19 protein-coding genes and 2 pseudogenes are annotated in these 25,227 nt (G+C 40.5%); 6 read left to right on the top strand and 15 right to left on the bottom strand.

The window, feature by feature from the left end:
• Position 1: 1 nt before the first annotated feature.
• From QQS40_RS03890 to QQS40_RS03875, 4 genes and pseudogenes are all read right to left on the bottom strand, one after another.
• Entirely contained in the window at positions 2 to 364 is a 363-nt protein-coding gene (locus QQS40_RS03890) for a helix-turn-helix domain-containing protein (RefSeq protein ID WP_128786748.1), read from the bottom strand.
• A gap of 157 nt (positions 365 to 521) precedes the next feature.
• Positions 522 to 749, bottom strand: a pseudogene (locus tag QQS40_RS03885) (Mor transcription activator family protein); the annotation flags it as partial.
• Positions 750 to 969: 220 nt separating this feature from the next.
• Positions 970 to 1,251, bottom strand: a complete 282-nt coding sequence (locus QQS40_RS03880) for a virulence factor (protein WP_128786747.1) — start codon at positions 1,249 to 1,251, stop codon at positions 970 to 972.
• Between the two features lie 80 nt (positions 1,252 to 1,331).
• Positions 1,332 to 1,577 (bottom strand): hypothetical protein, encoded by a 246-nt coding sequence (locus QQS40_RS03875; RefSeq protein ID WP_289902133.1) that lies wholly within the window; start codon positions 1,575 to 1,577, stop codon positions 1,332 to 1,334.
• A gap of 147 nt (positions 1,578 to 1,724) precedes the next feature.
• Here QQS40_RS03875 and QQS40_RS03870 point away from each other — a divergent pair, with 147 nt between their 5' ends.
• Positions 1,725 to 2,999 (top strand): VENN motif pre-toxin domain-containing protein, encoded by a 1,275-nt coding sequence (locus tag QQS40_RS03870; RefSeq protein WP_225852634.1) that lies wholly within the window; start codon positions 1,725 to 1,727, stop codon positions 2,997 to 2,999.
• A gap of 7 nt (positions 3,000 to 3,006) precedes the next feature.
• On the opposite strand, the gene QQS40_RS03865 is transcribed toward QQS40_RS03870, so the two are convergent.
• The 4 genes and pseudogenes from QQS40_RS03865 to QQS40_RS03845 form a co-directional block, all read right to left on the bottom strand.
• Positions 3,007 to 3,186, bottom strand: coding sequence for a hypothetical protein (locus tag QQS40_RS03865; RefSeq protein ID WP_329506198.1), 180 nt, complete (start codon positions 3,184 to 3,186; stop codon positions 3,007 to 3,009).
• A 7-nt stretch (positions 3,187 to 3,193) separates the two neighbouring features.
• Positions 3,194 to 12,876: pseudogene (locus tag QQS40_RS03860) on the bottom strand (two-partner secretion domain-containing protein).
• A gap of 44 nt (positions 12,877 to 12,920) precedes the next feature.
• Positions 12,921 to 14,642 (bottom strand): ShlB/FhaC/HecB family hemolysin secretion/activation protein, encoded by a 1,722-nt coding sequence (locus QQS40_RS03850; protein ID WP_329506718.1) that lies wholly within the window; start codon positions 14,640 to 14,642, stop codon positions 12,921 to 12,923.
• A 227-nt stretch (positions 14,643 to 14,869) separates the two neighbouring features.
• Positions 14,870 to 15,127: a PfkB family carbohydrate kinase gene (locus QQS40_RS03845; protein WP_420485560.1), complete on the bottom strand. Its 258-nt coding sequence runs from the start codon at positions 15,125 to 15,127 to the stop codon at positions 14,870 to 14,872.
• A gap of 151 nt (positions 15,128 to 15,278) precedes the next feature.
• Between QQS40_RS03845 and deoR the strand changes: the two genes are divergently transcribed.
• A complete protein-coding gene (deoR, locus tag QQS40_RS03840) occupies positions 15,279 to 16,013 on the top strand; it encodes a DNA-binding transcriptional repressor DeoR (protein ID WP_128786739.1) in 735 nt (244 codons plus the stop codon).
• A 39-nt stretch (positions 16,014 to 16,052) separates the two neighbouring features.
• Positions 16,053 to 16,727, top strand: coding sequence for a deoxyribose-phosphate aldolase (gene deoC / locus QQS40_RS03835; protein WP_128786738.1), 675 nt, complete (start codon positions 16,053 to 16,055; stop codon positions 16,725 to 16,727).
• Positions 16,728 to 16,792: 65 nt separating this feature from the next.
• Here the strand turns inward: deoC and proS are convergent, their stop codons facing one another.
• From proS to truD, 6 genes are all read right to left on the bottom strand, one after another.
• Positions 16,793 to 18,508: a proline--tRNA ligase gene (gene proS, locus QQS40_RS03830; protein WP_329506195.1), complete on the bottom strand. Its 1,716-nt coding sequence runs from the start codon at positions 18,506 to 18,508 to the stop codon at positions 16,793 to 16,795.
• A gap of 95 nt (positions 18,509 to 18,603) precedes the next feature.
• Positions 18,604 to 19,833 carry a murein hydrolase activator NlpD gene (nlpD, locus tag QQS40_RS03825; RefSeq protein WP_289902141.1) on the bottom strand — a complete coding sequence of 410 codons (1,230 nt, stop codon included), beginning with the start codon at positions 19,831 to 19,833 and terminating at the stop codon, positions 18,604 to 18,606.
• A gap of 23 nt (positions 19,834 to 19,856) precedes the next feature.
• Positions 19,857 to 20,045, bottom strand: a complete 189-nt coding sequence (locus QQS40_RS03820; RefSeq protein ID WP_049357322.1) for a hypothetical protein — start codon at positions 20,043 to 20,045, stop codon at positions 19,857 to 19,859.
• A gap of 16 nt (positions 20,046 to 20,061) precedes the next feature.
• Positions 20,062 to 20,637: a YqaA family protein gene (locus QQS40_RS03815; RefSeq protein ID WP_297569480.1), complete on the bottom strand. Its 576-nt coding sequence runs from the start codon at positions 20,635 to 20,637 to the stop codon at positions 20,062 to 20,064.
• Positions 20,638 to 20,690: 53 nt separating this feature from the next.
• Entirely contained in the window at positions 20,691 to 21,431 is a 741-nt protein-coding gene (surE, locus tag QQS40_RS03810; RefSeq protein ID WP_329506192.1) for a 5'/3'-nucleotidase SurE, read from the bottom strand.
• Entirely contained in the window at positions 21,431 to 22,453 is a 1,023-nt protein-coding gene (gene truD / locus QQS40_RS03805; protein WP_289902144.1) for a tRNA pseudouridine(13) synthase TruD, read from the bottom strand. Before truD ends, surE begins: the two co-directional genes overlap by 1 nt.
• A 207-nt stretch (positions 22,454 to 22,660) precedes the next feature.
• Between truD and rraB the strand changes: the two genes are divergently transcribed.
• The 3 genes from rraB to slyD all read left to right on the top strand — a co-directional run bounded on the left by rraB (position 22,661) and on the right by slyD (position 24,554).
• Positions 22,661 to 23,089: a ribonuclease E inhibitor RraB gene (gene rraB / locus QQS40_RS03800; protein WP_049363970.1), complete on the top strand. Its 429-nt coding sequence runs from the start codon at positions 22,661 to 22,663 to the stop codon at positions 23,087 to 23,089.
• 62 nt (positions 23,090 to 23,151) lie between these two features.
• Positions 23,152 to 23,865: an SIMPL domain-containing protein gene (locus QQS40_RS03795; RefSeq protein ID WP_289902145.1), complete on the top strand. Its 714-nt coding sequence runs from the start codon at positions 23,152 to 23,154 to the stop codon at positions 23,863 to 23,865.
• Between the two features lie 44 nt (positions 23,866 to 23,909).
• Positions 23,910 to 24,554, top strand: a complete 645-nt coding sequence (gene slyD / locus QQS40_RS03790) for a peptidylprolyl isomerase (RefSeq protein WP_289902146.1) — start codon at positions 23,910 to 23,912, stop codon at positions 24,552 to 24,554.
• A gap of 50 nt (positions 24,555 to 24,604) precedes the next feature.
• On the opposite strand, the gene QQS40_RS03785 is transcribed toward slyD, so the two are convergent.
• Entirely contained in the window at positions 24,605 to 25,162 is a 558-nt protein-coding gene (locus QQS40_RS03785; RefSeq protein WP_420485559.1) for a TIGR00645 family protein, read from the bottom strand.
• Positions 25,163 to 25,227: the final 65 nt, after the last annotated feature.

The raw sequence follows: 25,227 nt of genomic DNA, 5'->3' as shown, positions 1-25,227 counted from the left end.
ATTACTCTCCCTTTTCTGAATGGATTTCTTTTAATAATTCGGCAAATTTGGTGAGTTGCTCTGCGGTCATCGCAGATTTGGCGAAACCTGCTACCATCATTTGCTGTTGTAATGGCAAACCTTCTACAGGAATAGCGTCATTAGAAATATGGGCCAATTCTTGCAAGTCTTCAGTTTGTACGTTTTTGTCTTTAAAGTAGTTAGCAATTTTTTCTACCCATTCAGTCGGGACTTTTTTACGACCGGTTTCCATTCCGCTTAAAAATGCTGGACTGGCTCCGATAGTCTCTGCCATACTAAGTAGTGTTTCACCGGCATCAATCCGAGCTTTGCGGACTGCTTTGCCGAATTCTGTAAGTGCCATAGTTTTATCTCCTTGTCTCTCTTATTTCCCAATTTTAAGCAATTAAATAAGAAAGTCAATAAATTATTTTTTAGTTTTTGATTTTTCATTCACCTATTTGGTAAATGCAGAGTTATTAAAAAACGCCCTTTCGGACGTTTTTTCTAATTTTTAGCGGTTATGCGTTACCGAACATATCAAATTGGCGTCGGGCGATTTCTTCTTTTGTGATTTTTTTCACTATCTGATAAATCCACTGCATTGATACGTTGTATTTTCGTGTGAGTTCACGGTGATTTGTATCTTTGAACTCGTTAAAAATCTTCCGGTCGCGTTCGTTTAGTAATAAAACAAGATTACGAGGGATATAAATCACCTCACCGCCCCAGCATTGCGCGATATGGTTTTCCCCAATAAAAAAGGCTCTACATCACGTAAAGCCCCGTTTCATAAGGTTTTGAACCACTTATTCCCGCTTATTACAACCAAATCCCTATTTCTTTGTTTATTTCTCATATTAAGTGGTTGGATACAGCCGTAAAATATAGCCCGACCCGACCCAAAGGGAGGGGAAGCACCAAATAAAAAAGCCCTAGTAAATAACTAGGGCTTAGATATAGCTTTAATTACAATGCAGGAGCTAGATCATTAAGCTCTTCTATTCTCAACATTCTAATATCTGATACAGATGGCTTGAACCAAGAATAAGACTGAGAAAGTTTTTGAGCAGCCAAAACACATTTAACCGCTGTCATATCTGCACCACCAAAATAAACACTACCTTGTTGATGATCAAAGCCTTCTGCTTCTAGCACTTTTTTTACATCACCGTAAGCATTCTGCCAACTTTCAGTAGGGTATAGCTCTTTTAGCATTGCAGTATCAAGATCGAAAGCAATAGCATACATATTAAAATCCTCCGCTCATTATTTTGGAACATAAATTGTACAATACAGAACATAGCAGTACAAGAAAATTAAAATTTTCTTTATTGTTCGCCGCTTTTTATTTCTTTTGGATATTCAAAAAAATCAGGATTTTGATTTTTTTGAGCAAATAAAAGCTCAAAAAGAGCGTATAAAATACGGTGTGGAACAGGTCGAGAATTTGGCTTACCGCTTTTCCGTCGCCAGCTATGAATGTTGGCTTTAGTCACTGAAAAGCCCTTTTCTTCAAGCAACTTAACCTTGCATTTCACCCGCGAATTTTGGATTCTCTTGAAGAGCACGCGCATAAGCCTCATCCCAATCTTTCAACGAGACCACAACATTATCATAGGTTTTCTCTGGGTTTGAGATAGCTTCCCATAATGGATTTAGTTGGTGATTTTCCTCTAAATAGCAAGCTGGAATAATTTGTCCTTTATGCTGAATAACTGAGTTTGCACTGTGGCATTGTCATTGATTCAGCATCAAATGTTATCAGCACCGCTTTAGCCGGCAGACCGGCAGCGGAAGTGGTGGCTTCAGGATTATCACCTGCGGTGAATAATCAAATTAAGAAAGCAACAACAGATGCAAAAGGCAATGTGAATACTGCCCTCAATTTGACTGCTCATGCACTTTGGGGCGCAGTAGAGGCTTATGCGGGCAATCGTAATGTTGCTGCTGGTGCTGCGGGTGCAGCAGGCGGAGAGGCGGCGGCTCATTTCTTAGCGTCAACACTTTATAATAAATCACCTGAAAAGCTTAGCGAAGAAGAAAAACGTACAGTATCTTCTTTAAGCCAAGTGGCGGCGGGTATTGCTGGTGGTAGTTTATCAGATAGCTCTGATGGGGCGATTATTGCAGCTAAAACAGCGAAAGATGCGGTAGAGAATAACTTCTTTGACCAAGCGTATAAATCCACGGATTATGCTAACGGTTTAGTCGCAAATGCCACAGTGCAAACTCAGTTAAGCGAAGCGACGCGTCAAGCTGCGGAAGAATTTGAAAAAGCGCATCCTGAATTGGTTAAAAACTTAAGAACCACGGGTGATGTAGGTGCATTTTTAGCGGACTTTACGCCGATAATTGGAGATATAAAATCCTTTGTAGAAGCGGAAAATGGTATTGACTATGCGTTGGCAACAGTAGGGTTGATTCCCGGTGCGGATGTTGTGACGAAGCCGTTAAAAGAGGCGAAGAACGCACTTAACATGGCGAAAGCTGCTGAAAAAGCGGGGAATGTTGCCGAGGCGATTAAGTATCAAAAAGAAGCGATTAAACAATTTGAGAGTGTTAAAGCATTGGATGTAGATAGTTATAAAGTTTTAAAAGCACGTTCAGTCGTAGGAGATAATCTTGATTTAGATCATATTCCATCATTTGCTGCTCAGATTAAAAGCCTAGAAAAAAGCTTAGGACGACAATTAACAAGAGAGGAAAAATATAAATTAAAAAATGAGGCAACAGCAATAGCCATCCCTAAAGAAGTTCATAAGAATAGTAGAACGTATGGTGGAAGGAATACTTCTAGTCAAACATTGAAAGATTCTAAAGATTTATGTGGAGCTCAATGTTTAGATTTAGAACAGAATAAAAATAATCTATTAAATTATGGATTTGATGAGGATGATATTAATCAAGCTATAGAGAAGGCGTTGACTTCCACCTGTTTCCCATTCTTTAGCTTTGCGACTCGCTGTCTCAAAATTATCTCGTGCTTGTTTGACTAAAGCGCGGTTAGTTTCGTTGTTGTTTTCTGCCTTGGCTTTTTCTGCTTCTTCTACCAATAGCAACTGACTGTTTAACTGAGTTACCAGTACGATATGCTTTAAGCCCAGCAGATGCCCCTGCAGGTAAAAATGGCACGACTGTGGCAAAGCCATCATAGAGAAGCCCGACTCCATCAAGAACAGCCATTCCATAATTACCCTCTTCCAATATTATAAGCTAAAGAAGCGCCTCCTATTGTAAGATTAGCCACATCCCACACTGTTTCTGGAGTAAGCGCATTATTCTCCACAGAATCTTTCGCTGTCTTAGCCGCAATAATCGCTCCATCAGAACTATCTGATAAACTACCACCAGCAATACCTGCGGCTACCTGGCTTAAAGAAGATACCGTACGTTTTTCTTCTTCGCTAAGCTTTTCAGGTGATTTATTATAAAGTGTCGAGGCAAGGAAATGAGCCGCAACCTCTCCGCCTGCTGCACCCGCAGCACCCGCAGCAACATTACGATTGCCCGCATAAGCCTCTACCGCGCCCCAAAGTGCATGAGCAGTCAAATTGAGAGCGGTATTCACATTGCCTTTTGCATCTGTTGTCGCTTTCTTAATTTTATTATTCACCACAGGTGATAATCCTGAAGCCACCACTTCCGCTGCCGGTCTGCCGGCCAAAGCGGTGCTGATAACATTTAATGCTGAATCAATGACAAGGCGTTGACTTCCCCCCGTTTCCCATTTTTTGGCTTCGCGACTCGCTGTCTCAAAATTATCTCGTGCTTGTTTGACTAAAGCGCGGTTCGTTTCGTTGTTGTTTTCTGCCTTGGCTTTTTCTGCTTCTTCTAACGCAATTGCGGCTTCATGACGTTTTGCTTTCGCTTCTTCACCAAATTTATTAGCAAGCAAACTTCCTGCTTCCGCGACATTTGGTCCAAATTTCTCTGTCACCTCACGTTGGAAATCAAGCTCTTTTTGAACATCATCTTTATTAAAACGATTCTCTAATTTGCCACTTTGGCTTTGTGCACTCTCTGTAGTGATATCGGTTTTAATCGCCGCAATTTCTTCTTGTACCGTTTTGCCTGTACGTTTTAATTGCTCAGCTTCATCTTTAATAATGATATTTTGTGTATTAATACCACTTTTTGTTGTGCTAGATTGGCTATCGGAATCTTTACCATAGCCCATGCCATAAGAGAATTGGAGAGACTCCTTGCCTTCAGCCAATTTCTTGGTGTTCTCTTTTCCATCTACTCCTTTAGAATTAACGGTTGTGTTGCCATTTTTATCAGTATAAAGCAGATTACCATCTTTATCTGTGGCTTGTTTTGTACTTTGAGCCTCACCATTTTCACCAAATGGTGTTTCAAAGTTAGCTGACACACTGCCACTTACACCAAAACTGCTGCCACTATAATTTGAGTGATTTTCAATATCTGAATGTGTAATGCTGCCAGTGCTAAAATGGTTTTTACCATCTGCTTCTGCCTTTTGTGTAGAGGTAATCAATGCACCTTTAAGATCGGTATGCTTATTAACATTAATATCATAGCCTTCATCTCCGGCATAAATTCCTGCCTGTTCATTCACACTCGCATGATCAGCATTGATTTTTGATTTATTGAAACTACCACCTGCAGAAAAACCATAGCCTACTGTCGCACTCCCACTCACGTTCATTTGTTTGCCTTTGTATGTGGCGGTGTCTTGCAAACTCTCAATATTCAGGTTTTCCGCATCCAATTCAACACGTTTACCCTTCACTTGACTGCCTGCAAGAGTGACATCACCACCTGCATTAATCACGGTTTTACTTTGACTATCACCTACATGACTTGCAACATAAGTGGTTTCATCACCATTGCCATAGCCTTTTCCGGAATTACTGCCTAAAGTAGCCCCAGCAGCCTCACCATTACTCACTTTAATGGCTACCCCTGCATTAAAACCACTCGATTTATTAGTGCTGCGCTCTTTGTGCGTTTGTTCGGCTGCCGTGATGTTGATGTCATTGTCAGCCTCCAAGAAGGTTCCTTGTTTACCGGACACGTCCGAACCGTTAATGGTGATATTGGATGCTTTGCCTGCCCCTGTGGCAACAATATTCACTTTGCCTCCGGCATTCACTTGTGATTTGGCCGCGGTTTTGCCTTCGGTATGTGTGCGTGATTCGCTCTTTTGTTGGCCATAAGTGATTTGTGCCCCTACTACGGAATCCACATCGCTATTACTCATTGCTTTTTGAATAGAGTCGCCAGCTTTCATTACGCTATCAGCTGCACGATAAGCCTCAAAACCAGCATTAGCTGCTGCCATCGCATTTACACGACCATGCTTACTCTCACCTACTTGTCTAGTTGATTGCACTGCGCCTTGTACAGCCTGAACAGCAGAAATAACAGGGGAGGTAATCGCAAGAGTTACACCTTTTTGTTCAAAGGTTTGTTTGGTATTGGTTTCATATTTCTCATCTGCTGCTTTAATATCAACTTTTTTCGCCAGAATATTTACATCGCCGCCTTTGATTGCACTCACCAGACTTGCCGTTTGAGTGTAATGATTCTCTGCGATGAGGGTGACGTTGCCGTTTAAGCTCCCCACTTGGCTGCCTTGGGCATAAAACTTCGTTTTATCGCTTTCTAGCGTTTGCTTTTGGGCACCAAACGTAACCCCTAGGCCTCCTCCGCCCAGCACACCTGATTTTTTCTTGCTGTGAAAATCATCGGAATAAACTTTGTTTTCCGCTTCTTTGATGTCGATGTTTTTCGCCCGCACCGTTAAGCTGTTTTCTCCCACCACATTTGAGCCTTGCACCGTCACATTCCCTTGACCGGCAATAAGATTCACCGTTTTTCCGTCAATGTTACTGCCCACCGATTGTTCAATATGGTGTTCATGACGACGTATCTCCGTCGTTTTACTTAACCCGAAGCGACCTCTGCTCACGGATTTTGAAGCGCTTGCCAGTTGTTCCTCTTCGCGCCCGGCTTCAACCTGTATATTCCCTTGTTGTGAGTCAATAAGTACGTTGCCCTTTTCGCTACCGATATTCGATTGGCGTAGCCGGACATCCTTTTTCGCCACAAGCGTTACATCATCCTTGCCTTTAAGGGTACTGCCGACTTCCGAATGTTGCGCTAAACGATAGTAGTTATCCGCATCGCCGTTGTAATATTCTTTATTGCGCACCGCTAATGTCGTCACGTTTAACATATTCCCTGCCGTTGCGCTTAAGCTGCCTTGGCTTTCAATATCGGCCGCTTTTATCGTCAGGTTCTCATTGCTGTGTAATGCCAAATGGCCGCCTGCACCGGTGACTTTCACGCTGGCAAGACGGTCTAACACCGTACGGGCAACATTGCCGTCGGCACTTTCTGAAGAGGAAAGCGTACTGCTAATGTCTAAATTTTTCCCCGCCGACAGCGAGAGAGATTTTACCGCCTCAATGCGTCCACCCAGGTTAATCAGGTTTTGTTGAGCGGATAAATCAACCGTATCCCCCAGTATCGAGCCTTCGTTTTGCAGTTGACTCGAATGAATTTGGGTTAAATCTCGTCCGGCTATTACACCGCTATTGTTTAGTTCGCCCACATTTCCCTCTATTTGATTGGCTGAAATCACTGCACCTCGGGAACTAATATCGCTATCTCGTGCAACTAAATACACTTGTGGTACAAGGGCGGTGATTTTACGTCCGTCTGCAAGCGTGACTTCTTTATTGACTAACCACACCATATCGGTCGTCAGCTCCGACATCTGTTTCGCCGTTAAGCCCACACCCAAGGCAAGGTTAAATTGTTTGGCGTATTCCACACCACGCTTCATTAACGCTTGATATTGTGCGAAATCGTTGTTGTAACCCTCAATATAACGGCGACCGGTGAGCTGGTTAATTTGTTCATTGATTAAACGCTGTTCATAGAAACCGTCGCCTAAACGTTTATGTACGTTATCGTGATTGTAACGAAGCTGTTCAAACATGTAGTCGGAACTGAGCCAGCGTTTACGATTGGTAAATTTTGGATCAGTTTCCACCAGATAGCCGTTCGGAGCATCCGGGTTGATTTTATACAGGCTAGCCTGTGGTAAACGCACTTCTGTCAAATGGGTTTTTACCATTGGCATGGTCATGCTAGATAAGTCTTGAGGATCAACTTTTTCAACGGCGGTCTGTAATTTAGCGATGACCTGCCCGGAACTAATCACATTATGGTTATTTATGGTCGGTGTCAGTATCATTTCGGTATGCTTGCCGATAGACGGATTTAATGGTGATCGTTCAATAGAAATCCCATTTGGACTCTCCGCACTATTTGACATAACAGAGACTGTATCTAACTGAATATCTTTTACTTTGGTTTTATCATCCACAGTGGCACTGGATGTGATTGGGATGCCGATCGTGTTGAGTACAAGATTAAAATGCAACTCTTTTGAAGATTGTTCATTAATGGCATTTTGTATATTTATCTTTAAGAAATTTTTATGTCTTCTTCCTTTTCCTGATCTCAATCTCTTCTGCTGATAACGATAAAAATAACCTTGCTCATCTACACTCTGTATTGCGGTGAAATCCTCATTCACGAGTTTTCCATTGTTTGAATCAATGTTTTTATCTGATTGTGAAATATTTTGTTCATTAAAATATAATCTTTCTCCAATTAAAAGTTGGCTATATTGATTGAGTGTATTTTCGCTATTAAGGTGTAAGTTTCCGCCCACAAGGAATTTAGCAGGAGATTCATCATAAATTTCCGGGATATAGCGTGTTTGGGTAAACTCTCGACGTTGCCAATAATCCCCTTTATGCGAAGAAATGCTCCCTTTGGCGCTATCATAAAACGTAAAGGTTGCACTTTTTTTACGTTTCCCGTTTGCATGATCCATTTCTCCATCTACACCAACTCGATACCATTCAGAAACTTTCTCAGTAGTAGCATTTTCTTTACCATATAAATCAAACGTTTCTTTTTCTTCTCTGATTCGAGTTTTGATTTTAGTATCTCGGTTAATCACATTTTGGGCATTAACCACTGCATTGCCTAACAATTCAATTGTTGCACTATCATTTTGAATTAAATTCGCCTTTCCAACAGCATGATTATTTTTATCTAATGTATTACCTATCACGGTATTACCTAAGGAGAGAATTAAAGCACCATCTTGATTAATTAACGTATTTACCCCAAAATCTAGGCGCTCTCTTGCCGCAATCGTAGCCGCTTTCGTCTCTCCATTGACGGTTTCAGCCAAGTTTTCGACTGTTGCAGCATTAATTGCTAAATGATCACCGTAAATTCGTCCTGTGCCGATATTTGTTACGGCTGAGCTCTTGATAACGGTGTTAACGCCATCAATCAACCCTCGGTTTATTAAGTTCGTTGAATTCAGCATTGTCTCATTTGATGAAAGCTCTGCATTGGCACGATTCTCAATATGATTTGCCGAAATCGTCATTTTATTGGCAACTCTCTGCTCAGTATTATTCGTGAAGTTACCTTCCGTTTTAAACGTTAGATTATTTGCTTCAAAAGCATTATTTAAGATAAAACTCTCTTTTAATGCGATATTCAGATCGCCCTTTGTTTTAATATTGCCTTCAGATGCCAAACCTGTTGCATTTAAAGTAACGGTTTTATTACCTTGAATAAGCCCTTTCTCATTATTGACCATTAAATTGTTGCCGTTTAAGACATCCACGGTGTTCACCGCTAATAATTCTCCCTCGCTATTATCCAAATGATTATTTGAAGTAATAGAGACATTATTCGCACTATAAATGCCACCTTGTTGGTTATTTAATGTTGCCGTTTGGATGACAATATCTTGACCTTGAATACCTTGTGCCGGTGATTTATCTTTTGCTTTTGTGCCTTGGTTATCAAGCTGCTCGGTATTGAGGGTTAATTTATCTGCATAAATTAACGAACCTTGCTCAGATGTTGCGCGGTTATTGATTGTTTTCGCTGTAATATTGGCTACATGAGAAGAAATCTTACCTTCTTGATTATTCACTGACTGTGTAGAGAGTGTTAAATCTCCCTGACTTTGAAGAGTTCCTTGCTGATTTTGTATGTCTTCTGCTGTCGTGATATTAAGCGTATTTCCACCATAGAGTTTACCTTGCTGATTAAATAGCGTAGTGACACCTTGTAAAACCATGTTACGCAATCCAACAATTCCCTTTAAAGCATCTTGGGTATGTCGGTTATCAATGACATTTTGGTAAGTCTCAATTAAGAGTGAATCGTCTGCTCGAATGAGACCGTTTAGGTTATTAATACTCCCCGAGTGAATATCGGCCTTATTCTTGGCGAATAAGGTGCCTTGTTGGTTATCAATCTGTTGTTGATCTGTTTTAAGCAGTAATTGATTGGATGAAACCACCTTGCCTTGTTGATTTTCTAACCCTTTGGTCATCAACGTAAGCATATTTTCTGCCTTGATCGTGCCTCGTTGGTTATTTAATGCTGTTTGTGTCGTAATATTTAAATTGGCAGACAGAGAGGCAATTTGGCCAGCTTGATTATTGATTTTATCTGCATTCAGCGAACCATCATTTACCATTAAAATTTCACCGGCCTGATTTTGAATATCAGAAGCTTGAAGTGCGGTGCTATTTAAAGCTGTAATACGTCCGGCTTGATTATCAAGTTGCTTCGCTTTTAAACTCAAATCAGTGGCGATGATACCTTGCTGCTCATCTGCAAGAGTATTGCGATTATCTAAGGTTTTTTGCGCAAAAATTTCTGCTATTTTGGCACGAATACTCCCCTGTTTATTATTAAGCATATTCGTATTTAATTTCAGTGTGCCGTTTTGCGCTAAAACCATGCCGCCCGTATTATTTATATCGGATTGATTGCTATTAATCGTGAGCTTTTCACCAAGGCTGGCAAGGATGCCATTTTGATTTTGAATACCTTGTTTTATATCAACATGTGCGAGTTGGCGTGCAATTAATTTGCTCTCTTGATTATCAAGCGTTTGTGCAGTCACATTTACTTGATTGCCGCTTATTTCGCTTTGTTTATTTGATTTAATAGCATCAGCAACCAAATTAACGGTATTTGCAGTGATTAAACCATTGTTCTGTTCAAGGGTATTTGTATGCAAATCAAGCTGTGATTGTGTACGTATTTCACCTTGATGATTCATGAGAGATGCCGTATTTACGGTGGCATTATTGCGTGAAAGAATATTCCCGTTATTGTTATTCAAAGAATTTGAATGCAGGGTTAATGAATGTTGTGCAATAATCCCTTTACTACCTTGCTTTTCCAATACGGTTTTTTGATTATTAATTGACTGATTATTGCTATTAATAACAATCTCATTTGCTGAGATTAATCCTTGATTGTTGTTGATTGCCCCGCTGTTAATATCAATATTTTGAGCAGCAATAATACTTCCCTGTTCGTTTTCTAAACGATGCTGATGCGTATTGATAATGAAAGAACGCTCCTGACTACCAATCGTTCCATTCTTATTGTTTAATGTACTGCCGGTTTGAATATCACCATTTAACTTAGCAATAATATGACTATCTTTATTGCTTAATTCATTTGACGTGATGATACTAAGATTATCCGCCGAAATGACACTTTTTGTGAGTGAATTCAGTGTATTTGCAACCAAATTTAATGTCTGAGCTTTAATGGCACCATTTTGCTGATTTAAACTATCAGATAATGTGATATCAGCCTGTTTAACAGCACGAATACTACCTTCATCATTAGAAAGATTTTTCGCATTTAAAGTTGAATTGTCCTGCGTGTAAACCAAACCTTGCTGATTATCGACATTGGCAACATTGATAATCTGTTTGCCTACACTGACGATCCGCCCTTGTCGGTTGACTACATTTCCTGCCTGAATATTCACTTCTCCAAGTGCAACAATACCCTTATCTTGGGCATCCGTTAAGGTCTGTTTATTAGATAGAGATTGTCCTTGGGTATTAATAGCAACATTTTGATTAGATTGAATTAAGCCGCCATCATTGATAAATTCACCCGAATTGATAGCAATATCTTGCTCTGCCACCAATAAGCCTTGTGTCGAATCTAATTTACCACGCTCGGTATTAACCGTCAGTTTGTCTTTCGCAATCAAACGCCCTTGTTGGTTATTCACGCCTTGGGCATTAACAGTTAAATTCCCTTGAGTTTTAAAGGTACCGCCGCTATTGTGTAATGTATCTGCAACATCCAGTTTTAATTCGCCTGTGCCAGTTTGTTCCCAAGTAGCTCCTTTTGTATTCAATGAGCGTTGTTTTATCGTGATTTTTTCTGCTTTTACATCACTATATTGCGTTTCAAGCGAGGTTGGCGTGGTTAAGGCTAACTCGGCATTAGCAATCAAGATTGCATTGTTAGCTTGAATTTTGCCTTGAGATGCGTTGACATTGACTGCATGCGCAGAAGTGTGACTGTGGTCTAAATCGGCTTCCGAACTGCTGACATTGATATTGCCCGAAGCCACATTTTTACCTTGTAATGAGGTTTTCCCTGTGGTGATAACGCTAATCGACTTACCTTGAGCCGATTGAGTTTCAAGTGTGCGAACTTCACCTTGTGCGCTATCTTTGACTTCGACACCTGAGGCAATCAGTGATGATGTTGAAGCGGTAACACTTGATGCCTTATAGGTGATATGACCTTTCGCCACCGTTTCACCTTGCTGGTGAATGGCTTGGTTTGCCGTTTGATGAATATGACCGCCACGTGCGACTACAGAGCCGTCTTGTTGAATATCGGCCGCCGTGTTAAAGACCATGTCGCCTTGGCGGTTTTCGATTTTGCCTCGGTTTTCAATGCCTTTTGTGCCTGCTAGTTGAACGGCGTGGTTGGCGTTTAAAGTTCCGGTATTGACAATGCGACCTTCGCTGTCAATTTTGAGGGTTTCCGCACTCGCCCCAATATGTCCAGCATTGTGCACGCCCACGCCTTTTTCCGTGCCGATAAGATGAATTTTGCCCGAGTACATGCCGCCCAACTCGCCAACATCCACCGCCACCTGTGGTCGTGCTTCATCCGCAAGCGGTTGATTGCTGTGAATAATTTGTAAATCTGCCGAATTTTCCAACCGTTTGACCGTATTCTTACCGGTAATCACTTTAGCTTCTTTTTTAGACCAAACACCGGCATTGACTTGCGTTTCTCGAGCAATAATCGCGGTGTAATCTACTCGGCTGTTATCCAACCCCTTGCCCGATACTTTGACCTTACCCTTTTCTACTACAAAGCTTTCTAAGTTGCCGTTTTTAATCTGTGGTTTACCGGTTGTGAACGTCGCACGGTTAGAATTGATAATCCCACACCCTTCGCAATGAATACCGGACGGATTGGCAATAATCACATCTGCCTTTTTGCCTGCTACTTCCACATAGCCTTTTAACACTGAGGGGTCGGAGGAATTGACTTCATTTAAAATGACCTTGGCTTCCCCTCTCGCCAAATAAGGATTGCCCGTAATCAAACCGCCTTGCTGTGTTTGCACATTGGTGCGGCTGTTGTTCAAAATCGCCCCTTGGTATCAACATCAAATTTGGCATATTTATTATGTGAAAGCCCTTTGTCGTTCGGAGTTTGAATATTAACTTGCGGTAAACCGTTCGCCGTTTGTAGCACTATCGGTTGTTGATTTTTCGGGGCGGATTTATCGGCTTGAATAATCAGATTGGCTAATGCCGAATTAGAGAATGCCACAAAGCCTAATGCACAATAAAGACTAAAGGTAAGCGGTCGGATTTGGGCAAAAATATGCGATAAGCCAAAAGCGCACGGCTCCGTAGATTTACCTTCTGATTTGGCTAATTCAGACGTCACCACAAGGCGTTGAAGAGTTTTACTAAAAATCACACGGAAACATTTTTTATTCATTTTTCACTCCGAAACATCAATAACTAATGAAAGACAATCAGCCATTAAAAACTATATCCAATATTAAAACCTGCTACCGCATCCGAGGTTCTAAAGCCCTCAGGCTTACGGATAGGTCTGCCAACAAAAACATCATAATAAAATCTACCGAAGCCACCTTTTAAGCCTAACGCAGCACCCACTAAATGATGTCCAAGCTGTGATTCGGTTGACCAACCCATCACCCGTCCACTATCTAGGGCGAGATAAAGCTGATGCCCTTTCTGATTCACATTCCAAGCTAACTCGTTACGCCATAACCAACCTCGCTCACCGGACAAAGTTAACTCACCATCAAAACCACGCACCGTATAACGCCCACCGATACTAAAACGGTCTTGGGCTATCAGAGGGGTTTTATTCCATTGTGCATTCCAACTACTTTGATATTGCCACGGTTGTTCACCTAACATAAATGGCTTGGTTAGCTCAATGGCGGCAGTCATTATTTTAGGACGAGATGTACCTTCCCCCCAAAGCTCTTCAGGTGCTTCAATCGAGCCTCTTGCACCTGTGCCTCGCTTATAATTTGCCGATAGCTCAAGGGTTGCATCACCGATATACTCTTTATGAGAAATGCCCGCTTCCCATCCTGCCATACGGCGTTTTTGTACCTCTATTTCTGCACCGTCAATATAATTTTGCGATTGGCGAGACCAAAACGAACCTAAAATCGAAGTTTTACGTTTGCTGTCACGGTAAAGTAAATAAGAAAGTGTTGCCTTAGTGGTATTACTTTTACCAGAATACAGGTAGTTATTATTAAAAGCACCGAAGACTTCTTGATAGTAACGGTTATAGGTTTGTAAAGCAGAAAGTGTCCAATAACCAAACGGGATAGAATAGTAAAACGTGAGATTTTTAGTCGCACGCTTTCCGGCTTCGTCATTGTTACTTTTTAAACTGTGGGTGAAGCTGGTATAAAACAGGTCATTGACTGAAAACAGATTATCTAAAGAGAGTGTACCTGAAGCTTGGTATTTACCTGTTGAAGTAGAGCCTGAATCATCTAAACCGAGATTAATACGGAAAGGGAATGCTTGTTGGTAGCTGATTTTAATATCGCTGACACCGACATCCGTTTCACTTGGTAATATCTCAATATTGGCTTCGGCGGTCGGAACACGCTTGAGATTTTCAAGGGATTGTTCAATATCCCTCACATTTAAAACATCGCCTTTCGCAAAGGTAAGTCCTGTTAACACATGCAAACGTGTGAAGCGGGGGACATTGCTACTGTCGGAAACTAACGTATTCCCCACCTTACCTGGAATCACCGTGAGTGTTAACGTCCCTGAACGCAAATCTTGCTCTTGGGTCACCACTCTTGTCGTAACATAACCTTTTTCAATGATACGATTTTGAATTTGCTTCATTAAAATACCTAAACCTTCACCGACAAAACAGTGTGGTAAGATTAAGTTTAAATCATGAGCGGCTTTATCAAACGCCCATTGGAATTGGCTTTCAGAGGAAGTGGGCGTTGTGGAGTAATCGACGAGACTAATACGATGGACAGAGTAACAGGGCATTTCGTGGTTTGATAATGTCAACCTTTCATTATTGGTGGTATCTAAACGTACATCAGATTGAGATTGCAATATTTTATCTTGTGCTTGTTGAATCTGTTGCTGTCGTTGTTGTTGCGTTGCATCGATTTGATTTAAACGAGAGAAGTTTTCAGTTTGATTAGCAAAAAGAGAATTAGGAAGGCAGGCAAATATCATTACCGAATAAATATGCTGATGAACTACTTTCACATTTGTACCTAAGATGACAAATTTTATTTGATTAATTTTATGCTATTTATAATTTATTATCAAATACTCGCTGAATTTAAAATGCTTCAATTAAATAATCTTATTTATTTTAAACATTAAATTAAAAAAATAAAGCAACCCATTGCTGAGTTACTTATGTATGAAAGTAACATGAAGAAATCGGGATGCCGTGATTACTGCAAATTCTGTGCTCGAATGTTGGAATATCGTTGAAAGTTTTTTAGTGTGTTATCAGCGAACAAATCATCTCCAACTTTTGTTAACATCATCACATTCGATCCTAACTTAGCAGCAGCTACTGCTTGATTAGCACCCTTACCTCCACATCCTATCTTGAAGCTAGGAGCTTCAATTGTCTCACCCAACTTAGGCATCCGATCTATATATGTAATCAGATCAACCATATTTGAACCAATAACTGCAATATCCATACGACCTCCATTTCAATTGTTAATAAAGTAACATTTTGTTTAAGAAATAGTATAATCACCAATAAATGTTAAAAAAGTGACAAATATCACAGTTCTAGAAAAAATTTTTATGATATTATTAGAAACAATAAAACTATAACCATATATCACCATGGACAGAAAAAACAATTCAAGAATAAAAAGCTTAGAATTTATACTAAGAACAATGAGCTCTATAAAATTAAGAGACGCCGCCAATATACTAAGTGTATCTGAAATGACTTTAAGAAGAGATTTAAGTATTGAAGGATGCCCTTTAATTCTACTAGGTGGTCATATAGTCAGAACCCCTCAAAATCATCATGAGGCTAACTACCTTATTTTTGAACAAGAAACTAAGAATTTAAAGGAGAAAATGACTATAGGTAAAGCAGCAGCAGAACTTGTTGAAAATGGCGATGTTATTTTTTTTGATTGTGGTTCAACAATCCCTTTTATTGCATCACAAATAAAATCAGATATAAAATTTACTGCACTTTGTTGTTCTCTAAATACATTTACAATTTTGCAAGAAAAAAGTAATTGTGAAGTAATACTAGCAGGTGGTTCATACTCTAGTCACAACTCCTTTTTCACTCCAATTAATAACTCAGAAATAGAATCGATACTTACAACTAAAGCCTTTATTTCTGCGGCAGGAGTAAGCGATGAATATGGTGTTAGCTGCTTTGATTATGATGAAGCAAAAGTAAAAAAAGTAGCAATGAAAAAAAGTAGAAAAAATATATTGGTTTTTGATCATACAAAAATAAATCAAGTAAAAAAAGCATATATTGGAGATTTAAACCAATTCGATTTACTGATATGTGATAAAGAATTACCTAAAAATTTTTATGAGAAAAAATAATTGTCCTTAATGAGACATAATTAAATCAGGAGAAAAAATATGGATAGTAAACAATTAGCACAATATATTGATCACACTGCCCTTACTGCTGAAAAAACAGAACAGGATATACTTAAGCTTTGTGATGAAGCCATTCAGTACGGTTTTTATTCAGTCTGTATTAATTCAGGTTATATTCCGTTAGCCAAAGAAAAACTCGCTGGCTCAGATGTAAAAATTTGTACAGTAGTCGGTTTTCCACTTGGCGCTAACTTATCCTCAGTCAAAGCGTTTGAAACCCAAGAAGCCATCAAAGCGGGTGCGGGTGAAATCGATATGGTGATTAATGTCGGCTTGATTAAATCAAATAAATGGGATGCTGTAAAAGAGGACATTCAAGCTGTCTTAACCGCTTGTCATGGTGTGCCGCTTAAAGTGATTTTAGAAACGTGCTTACTCACCAAAGAAGAAATCGTAAAAGCCTGTGAAATCTGTAAAGCGCTAGGTGTGGCATTCGTTAAAACCTCAACGGGTTTCAATAAAGGCGGGGCAACCGTAGAAGATGTGGCATTAATGAAGAAAACGGTAGGCAACATTGGCGTAAAAGCCTCTGGCGGTATTCGTGATACTCAAACCGCACTAGCGATGATTGAAGCAGGCGCTACTCGAATTGGTGCAAGCGCAGGCATTGCAATTGTAACGGGGGTTTCTGGTAATACCTCAAGTAATTACTAACCTATAATAAAAAAGGAGATTGAAGTGTATGACCCAATCTCCTTTTTAAATCATCAAAGACTCAATTAAGCTTTAATTTGTCCTTTCAAGAAATCTAACAACTGATCTTTTGCAATCATTTGTTTTTCACCGGTGCGACGATTTTTGTATTCGATTTCACCGTTTGCAAGATTTTTCTCACCAATCACCACCATGTGTGGCACACCGATAAGTTCCATATCGGCAAACATGACACCTGGACGCTCTTTACGGTCATCAAAGATCACCTCAACGCCTTGTGCTTGTAAAGTGCGGTACAATTCTTCCGCATATTCTTGAACGCTTTCAGATTTATGCATATTCATTGGTACAACGGCAACTGTGAATGGCGCAATTTCATCTGTTGGCCACACAATACCGCGTTCGTCAAAATGCTGTTCAATCGCTGCAGCCACCACACGTGTTACACCAATCCCGTAACATCCCATGGTGACGACCATTGGACGACCATCTTCACCTTGAACGGTCGCATTCATCGCTTCTGAGTATTTTTTACCTAATTGGAAGATATGGCCTACTTCGATACCACGTTTAATCAATAAGGTGCCTTTACCATCTGGGCTTGGCTCACCTTCAACCACGTTACGAATATCCGCCACTTTTGGTAACGCTACATCACGTTCCCAGTTGATATTGAAGTAATGTTTACCATCAATGTTTGCACCCGCACTGAAATCAGACACTAATGCCACTGAACGGTCAATAATCACTGGAATATTGAGATTAACAGGACCTAATGAACCCACACCTGCACCAATTTTTGCTTTGATGGCAGCTTCATCCGCAAACTCAAATGGTGAAGCCACTTCCGGTAATTTTTCCGCTTTGATTTCGTTTAATTCATGGTCACCACGAATGACTAATGCCACTAACGGTTGATCTTCGCTTGCCCCTTTTACAATCAAGGTTTTAACCGTTTTCTCAATTGACAAATTGAATTGTTCCACCAACTCTGCAATTGTTTTTGCATTTGGTGTATCAACTAATTCCATCGCTTTCGTTGGTGCGGTGCGCTCACCAATTGCCACCGCTTCCGCTAATTCAATGTTTGCAGCGTAATCAGATTCCGTAGAGAAAATCACATCATCTTCACCGCTGTTTGCTAACACTTGGAATTCATGTGATGCACTACCACCGATAGAACCGGTATCCGCTTGTACGGCACGGAAATCTAAACCTAAGCGATTGAAAATATTACTATAAGTCTGGTACATCACATCATAAGTTTGTTGTAAGCTCGCATGATCCGCATGGAAAGAATACGCATCTTTCATGATAAATTCACGTGAACGCATGACACCGAAACGAGGACGCACTTCATCACGGAATTTGGTTTGAATTTGGTATAAATTGATTGGAAGTTGTTTGTATGATGACACTTCGCGACGAACTAAATCCGTAATCACTTCTTCGTGTGTTGGACCTAACACAAAGTTACGGTTTCCGCGATCCTCAAAACGAAGTAATTCTGGGCCATATTGTTCCCAACGACCTGATTCTTCCCATAATTCTGCTGGTTGCACGACTGGCATTTTGATTTCAAGTGCACCACTTTTATCCATTTCTTCACGAATGATTTTTTCTACTTTACGAAGCACACGCCAGCCGGTTGGCATCCAGTTATAAAGACCTGAAGCAAGAGGGCGAATCATCCCCGCACGAAGCATTAATTGATGGCTCACAATGGCCGCTTCAGCTGGGGTTTCTTTTAATGTTGAGAATAAATATTGACTTGTACGCATTGAATTAACCTTAGATTCTAAGCATTGAGAAAAAATTGGTGAGAGTATAACAAAAAGTGCGGTCATTTTTAACCGCACTTTTTTCTGAGAAAAGATTATCTTCTCGGTAAGTATCTAACTGGATCGACAGATTTACCTTTATAACGGATCTCGAAGTGAAGTTTCACAGCATTGGTCCCTGTGCTACCCATTTTCGCAATCTCTTGGCCTGCTTTCACTTCTTGTTGATCGCTCACAAGGATCTTGTCGTTGTGTGCATAAGCACTTAAGAAATCATCGTTATGTTTGATGATGATTAAATTACCATAGCCACGTAACGCATTACCCGCATACACAACACGACCGTTCGCTGCGGCTTTAACTGCTTGACCGCGAGAACCGCTGATATCAACCCCTTTATTACCACCATCGGTATTAGAGAAACCTTGGATCACGTTACCTTGGGTTGGCCATTGCCATGCAATATTCGACGCAATAGGTGCGACAACATTCGCATTAACAGGCATATTATCTGTGGTCGCCACTTGTGTGGTAGTCGTCGTTGCCGGCATACTCGGTGTATTGGTATAAACGGGTGCTGAAGCTGCACTACCTACGCCGGATTTAATTGGACCAATCACCGTACCATCAGAACCAATTTGTGTACCGTTCGCACCTGGTGTATAAGTCACTTCTGGCTCAGTTGGGGCTGCCGGTGCAGCTGGTGCCGTCGTTTTCACGGGTACAGTCGTAGTAACCGTTTTAGTTGAACAATTTGAAATTTTTAACGTTTGGCCTACACTTAAGCTATAAGGCTCTTTCATATTGTTCATGCTTGCCAAATCTTTCACGTCCATACCCGTCAAGTAAGCGATTAAGAACATGGTATCGCCTTTGTTGACTTTATAGGTATTTCCTTTGTATGAACCTTTTTGAATTTGGCTGTAATCTGGTGCGTTGGTATTTGGATTACGCGGCACGTTAATTGCACCTGAGCTAGTACAATCAGAAACCGTTTTAGTTACTGTTTTAGTTTGTGGTTGAACCGGAGCTGGAGCAGGCGTTGGTTTAGGCTGTGCTGCAGCAGGTTGTTGTACCGGTTGATAAGTCGGTTGGAAACGTGGCTGTGGTGTTTGAGTTCCCGTTGGCACGCTATTGCCCATGGTATTTGGCATCGTATTTTGTTGGATTTCTGGCTGCCATGTACCGCTCGAATTATTATCAACCGGCTGCATTACCCCTGGAGAAAGGGTGCCATCCACATTTTCGATTGGTGCAGGACTATTTGAACTACAAGCGGTTAAAATAGCGATACTCACAGGGAGCAATAAAAACGATTTTTTCATTTATTCTTCCTTTGATATTAAATTTATTTCATTTGATTTGGCATCGAATTCTTTTCAATTTCCGGCATAAAGCTACCACCAGCAACCGCTCCCGTTCCTTCTACGGGTTGCATAATACCATCTGGCAATGCGTCAGGATCTTGTTTTTGTGGTTCTCCTGTACAAGCTGAGATCAGCAATGCACTCGAGATAATAAAGCGTAATTTATTCATAAAAAAGGTCATCCTGTTATTTTAAAATAAGATAAGCAATCACAGCCAGAGCAACGACACTCCAACCAATGACTTCAATAGATTTACGTAATTTCGCGGCAAATTTTTCTCCGCCCCATGCGGCGAGTTTTGCCACTAAAATAAAACGAGCAAAACGCGACACAAACGCGGTAATCACAAACGGGATAAACGCCATTTGCATCACGCCTGCGCAAATGGTGAAAACTTTATAAGGAATTGGGCTAAAACCAGCGACAAAGACCACTAACACGCCCCATTCTTTAAACCACGCCATAGCTTGTTCCCAAGCAGCTTGGTAGCCCCATTGTTGAATATAACCTTGAACCCAATCAAAGGCATAGTAACCAATAGCATAACCAATCATTCCACCGACAACCGAAGCAATCGTAGTATAAAGTGCAAAACGAAATGCACTTTTCGGTTTTGACATTGACATTGGAATCAACATCACATCGGGTGGAATTGGAAAGAAAATGGCCTCAATAAAACTTACAAAGGATAACCAAAACACGGCAAAGCGATGTTTTGACCATTGCATTGTTTTATCATACATCGCACCAAAAATATTCATTCATTTATCCTTTATGGGTTCAACAAGGGAAAAATACATTTCAAAATGGCACATTATTCACTTTCCAGCCAATCTTGTAAAGCAGCAATTGACTGATGAGCAGTAAGATCGGCTTGAATTGGCGTAATGGCAACATACCCATTTTTTACCGCATGGAAATCTGTCCCTTCCCCATCATATTCCGGCAAGCCTGGTGGACCAATCCAATAGATATTTTCGCCACGAGGATCTTCTTGTTTAATCACTTCCGCTGCAGAGGTGCGATAGCCTAAATGACACACCTTAATACCTTTGAGTTCTTCGTAAGGTAAATCTGGCACATTGATATTGATCACTTCGCGTTTATTCAATAATTGAGGATGTAATTTAGGGATCAAATCACACACCACGCGAGCCGCTGTTTCATAATGCAGACGACCATCTAAAGAGACGGCAATGGCTGGCAATCCTAAATGACGCCCTTCTAATGCGGCCGCCAAGGTGCCTGAATACAAGGTATCATCACCCATGTTACAACCTGCATTAATACCCGATACGACAAGATCAACTTGTCCAGATAAAAAACCATTTAAGGCCAAATGCACACAATCTGCGGGGGTGCCATTCACACAATAATCACCGCAATCTAAATGACGAGGGCGAAGCGGCTCAACAAGCGTTAATGAGCTTGATGCTGCGCTGCGATTACGATCGGGCGCGACGATCACCACATCGGCAATTTTTCGTAATTCTTTTGCTAAAACTTGAATCCCTTCGGCGTGAAAACCGTCATCATTGCTGACTAAAATTCGCATTATTCTTCTTCCTTAATATTCACTAACTCTCGCACCAATGCAGTGGCATAACTCCCTGCCGGCAAATAAAACGAGAGTTTTAAGCCTTCTTCAACAAACGTCCAATGGAAATCTTTTGCCTGCATTAATAAAGGGCGGCGAGTGGCTTTCATTCTTTCTTGTTTCATTAATTCTTGGAAAACTTGATGTTCCAAAACCACTTGATTTTCGACCGCACTTGCGGATAAATTTTCCTCGCCAATTAAAGGCGCGGTGAGCAAAATATCTTGCTCGTTCAAACGTTGCTGTAAAACCGCTAAATCTTCATTTTCATCGGCCTTAAACCAACTGTGCGATCCGTTTAATTGTACAATATCGTCTCTTAGAACCTGATCTGCCACATTTTGTTCAATTCGTTCTGCCACAACTAAATTAAAAATTTCACTGCGAGCTGCAGAAAGGTAAAAACTGCGTTTTTTACGATCTTTGACCTTAATCTCTCCTTTCGCCCAACGAATCGCTTGAGTCAGATTATGACCATCACGCCCAAAACGTTGTTCGGTGAAATAGTTAGGAAAACCGTATTTCGCCACAAAATTTAAACGTTCATTTAACTCATCACTTTCTTTTGCACCGCGCAATAAAATCTCAAAAGCATTTCCTTGAAGACTGCCCGTGCGAATTTTACGATTGTGGCGAGTCACTTCTAAAATCTCGACACCTTCCAATTGAAATTGGCTAAAATCAGGCGTTTCTTTCCCTGGCATTTGTAAACAAAACCATTGTTCTGTAATACCATGACGATCTTTCAAACCGGCATAACCCATATTTCGATCAGAAATACCCGCAAACTTGGCAAGTTTTTCGCCCACAAACAATGTATTGCAATCTGTTTTACGGATTTTTACCGCCACGAATTCGCCTTCGCCTGACATTTCATAGCCCAGATCTTCTTTCACAATAAAATCAGCGAACTCCTGCTTTAAAAGTGCGGTTGTTTTTGGCGGTGTTTTTAAGGTGAAATAGGGGAGATGTTTGACCATTTTTTTTCGTTCTAAAATAAGAAAGCCCAACTTTTTTCGCTGCAATAAATAGCGTGATCAGCTGGGCATATTAAGCACAATTTATTCGCGCAGAATTTTAACCTTTCCGCCCCTTCAAGGCAAACTGAAATGAGAATAAATTTTTAGCGACATTTTCATCTTTATCCCCTACAATGACCGCACTTTTTCTGACAAAAGGAATGCCTTATGACGAACTTTAACGAACTTCAAGAAGAAACCCGTGAAATCATTACGGATTTATTAAATGACGGCAGCGATCCGGATGCCCTTTATATTATCGAACATCACATCGCCCATTATGATTTTGATACCTTAGAAAAAATTGCCGTGGATGCTTTCAAAGCAGGCTATGAAGTGTCAGAAGCAGAAGAATTTGAAGATGAAAATGGCAAGGTCATTTTCTGTTTTGACATCATCAGTGAAGTGGAATTAAAACCCGAAATTATCGATGCACAACAAAAAGAAATTTTGCCATTAGTGGAAAAATACAAAGGCATTTATGATGGCTGGGGCACGTATTTTGAAGATCCAAATGCCGAGGATGATGAATACGGCGATGACGGCGAATTTTTTGACGATGAAGATGTCGAAGACGACAACGAACGTTTACATTAATAATAACAAAGGGCGTGTTAAACCGCCCTTAATTTTTATCTTAGCCAAATAGGAATGAAACAATGAAACTCAAAGCGCTTTCTTTAGCATTACTTGCCTTACCTATCACTTCTTTTGCAACAGAACCCGTATCTCATCAGCCAACGGATGTCAGCTTTAGTGTTGAAGCAGAAAAAGAAGTAGAACGTGATTTATTGCAAGTCTCCCTTTTTTACCAAGCGGAAGGCAATGATTTATCCACACTCAATAAAACCATGGCAGAAAAAATGAATAAAGCCATTGAGTTAGCAAAAGCACAAAGTGCGGTTGAAATTAAGGACAATTCTCGTAATACCTGGATTCGCTATGATAATAAAGGCAAACAACAAGGCTGGATTGCGCGTGCAGAATTAACCTTAGAAAGTAAAGATTCTCAAGTATTATCAACCTTAGTGCAGGAATTAGATGGCGTATTAGCCATTGATCGCATAAGCGCATCTGTTTCACGTGAGAAATTAAATAGCTTAGAAAAAGAATTAACCAAAGAAGCTTTAGCGAAAGTTAAAGATAAAGCCCTATTAATTCAAGAATCTTTGCAGATGAAAGGTTATCATACACAAAGCCTTGAGGTGTCTTCTGCCAATGATTCTGCGAATGATTTTCGCCCTTATGCTGCAGGGGCAATGATAGCAAAAAGTTTCTCTTACTCGGATGAAAAAGATGAAACTTACACTCAAAGTGGCAAAGAGAAAATTAAAGTCAGTGTGAATGCACGAATTGCATTGCTTAAAGAATAATTTTCTATACAATGAACGACGATTTTTTTAATAAGGAAAACAAGATGAAAGTAGCAAAAAATACGGTTGTGAGTATCGCTTACCAAGTACGTACTCAAGACGGTGTATTAGTTGATGAAGCACCTGCAAATCAACCATTAGAATATTTACAAGGCCACAATAACTTAATCATTGGCCTTGAAAATGCCTTAGAAGGTAAAGACGTTGGCGACAAATTTGAAGTGCGTGTTCAACCTGAAGAAGGCTACGGCGAATACAATGAAAACATGGTTCAACGTGTACCAAAAGAGGTATTCCAAGGCGTTGATGAAGTGGTGGTTGGTATGCGTTTCTTAGCAGATACAGACATCGGCCCAGTTCCTGTTGTGATCACTGAAGTGGATGGCGATGAAGTGGTAGTTGATGGTAACCATATGTTAGCGGGTCAAGAATTACACTTCACTGTTGAAGTTGTTGGCACTCGTGAAGCAACATTAGAAGAAATTGCTCACGGTCACGTACATGGTGCACACGATCATCACCACCATCACGATGACGAAGATGGTCACAGTTGTGGTTGCGGCGGTCACGGTCATCACCACCATGACCATGATCACGATCATGGACACGGCGGTTGCTGTGGCGGCGGTCATAAACACGATCATGATCACGGACACGGTCATGGCGGCTGTGGTTGCGGCGGTCACTAATCTTAATCTAGAGACAAAAAAGTGCGATCAAGTTTGATCGCACTTTTTTATTAATGATTTTTATGGCTTGTACTGTACAGAATTTTGTCGGTATAAGCCATCGCAATTGCTGAAATCAAGAAAGCAAAATGAATAATTACTTCCCACATAATTGTTTTTTCAGGAATTTTTGAGGCATTCACAAAGGTTTGCAATAAGTGAATAGACGAAATACTGATAATTGACATGGAAAGTTTAACTTTCAGCACGGTCGTATTCACATGGCTCATCCATTCAGGTTGATCTGGATGATTTTTCGTGCGTAGTTTTGAGACGAAAATCTCATAACCGCCTAATGTCACCATCACCAATAAGTTAGCAATCATTACTACATCAATGAGATTGAGTACGGCGAGCATAATGGTGTCTGCATCCATTTCATTAACATTGGTGATGAGATACCACAAGTTTTTCATAAACTTGTAGGCATAGATGCCTTGCACGACAATTAAACCTAAGTAAATAGGCACTTGTAGCCAACGACTCGCAAAAATTGTTTTGCTTAGAAAACTGGTTTGTTCGTTATATTTTGCACATGGATCCGTGATTTCTTTTTGTTCTATCGCCATAAAATTCTCCATAAATAAAAAAGCGGCAAGAAAATAGCCGCTTTTAAAGAAAAATTCAACAGGTA

Source organism: Haemophilus parainfluenzae (genome assembly GCF_036288925.1).
GTDB lineage: Bacteria > Pseudomonadota > Gammaproteobacteria > Enterobacterales > Pasteurellaceae > Haemophilus_D.
This window is presented reverse-complemented; position numbering and strand designations above follow the sequence as displayed.

Coding starts and splice junctions, on each gene's coding strand:
- QQS40_RS03890 (WP_128786748.1), bottom strand. CDS start 364: ATGGCACTTACAGAATTCGGCAAAGCAGTCCGCAAAGCTCGGATTGAT.
- QQS40_RS03880 (WP_128786747.1), bottom strand. CDS start 1,251: ATGTATGCTATTGCTTTCGATCTTGATACTGCAATGCTAAAAGAGCTA.
- QQS40_RS03875 (WP_289902133.1), bottom strand. CDS start 1,577: ATGCGCGTGCTCTTCAAGAGAATCCAAAATTCGCGGGTGAAATGCAAG.
- QQS40_RS03865 (WP_329506198.1), bottom strand. CDS start 3,186: ATGGCTGTTCTTGATGGAGTCGGGCTTCTCTATGATGGCTTTGCCACA.
- QQS40_RS03850 (WP_329506718.1), bottom strand. CDS start 14,642: ATGATATTTGCCTGCCTTCCTAATTCTCTTTTTGCTAATCAAACTGAA.
- QQS40_RS03845 (WP_420485560.1), bottom strand. CDS start 15,127: ATGGATATTGCAGTTATTGGTTCAAATATGGTTGATCTGATTACATAT.
- deoR (WP_128786739.1), top strand. CDS start 15,279: ATGGACAGAAAAAACAATTCAAGAATAAAAAGCTTAGAATTTATACTA.
- deoC (WP_128786738.1), top strand. CDS start 16,053: ATGGATAGTAAACAATTAGCACAATATATTGATCACACTGCCCTTACT.
- proS (WP_329506195.1), bottom strand. CDS start 18,508: ATGCGTACAAGTCAATATTTATTCTCAACATTAAAAGAAACCCCAGCT.
- nlpD (WP_289902141.1), bottom strand. CDS start 19,833: ATGAAAAAATCGTTTTTATTGCTCCCTGTGAGTATCGCTATTTTAACC.
- QQS40_RS03820 (WP_049357322.1), bottom strand. CDS start 20,045: ATGAATAAATTACGCTTTATTATCTCGAGTGCATTGCTGATCTCAGCT.
- QQS40_RS03815 (WP_297569480.1), bottom strand. CDS start 20,637: ATGAATATTTTTGGTGCGATGTATGATAAAACAATGCAATGGTCAAAA.
- surE (WP_329506192.1), bottom strand. CDS start 21,431: ATGCGAATTTTAGTCAGCAATGATGACGGTTTTCACGCCGAAGGGATT.
- truD (WP_289902144.1), bottom strand. CDS start 22,453: ATGGTCAAACATCTCCCCTATTTCACCTTAAAAACACCGCCAAAAACA.
- rraB (WP_049363970.1), top strand. CDS start 22,661: ATGACGAACTTTAACGAACTTCAAGAAGAAACCCGTGAAATCATTACG.
- QQS40_RS03795 (WP_289902145.1), top strand. CDS start 23,152: ATGAAACTCAAAGCGCTTTCTTTAGCATTACTTGCCTTACCTATCACT.
- slyD (WP_289902146.1), top strand. CDS start 23,910: ATGAAAGTAGCAAAAAATACGGTTGTGAGTATCGCTTACCAAGTACGT.
- QQS40_RS03785 (WP_420485559.1), bottom strand. CDS start 25,162: ATGGCGATAGAACAAAAAGAAATCACGGATCCATGTGCAAAATATAAC.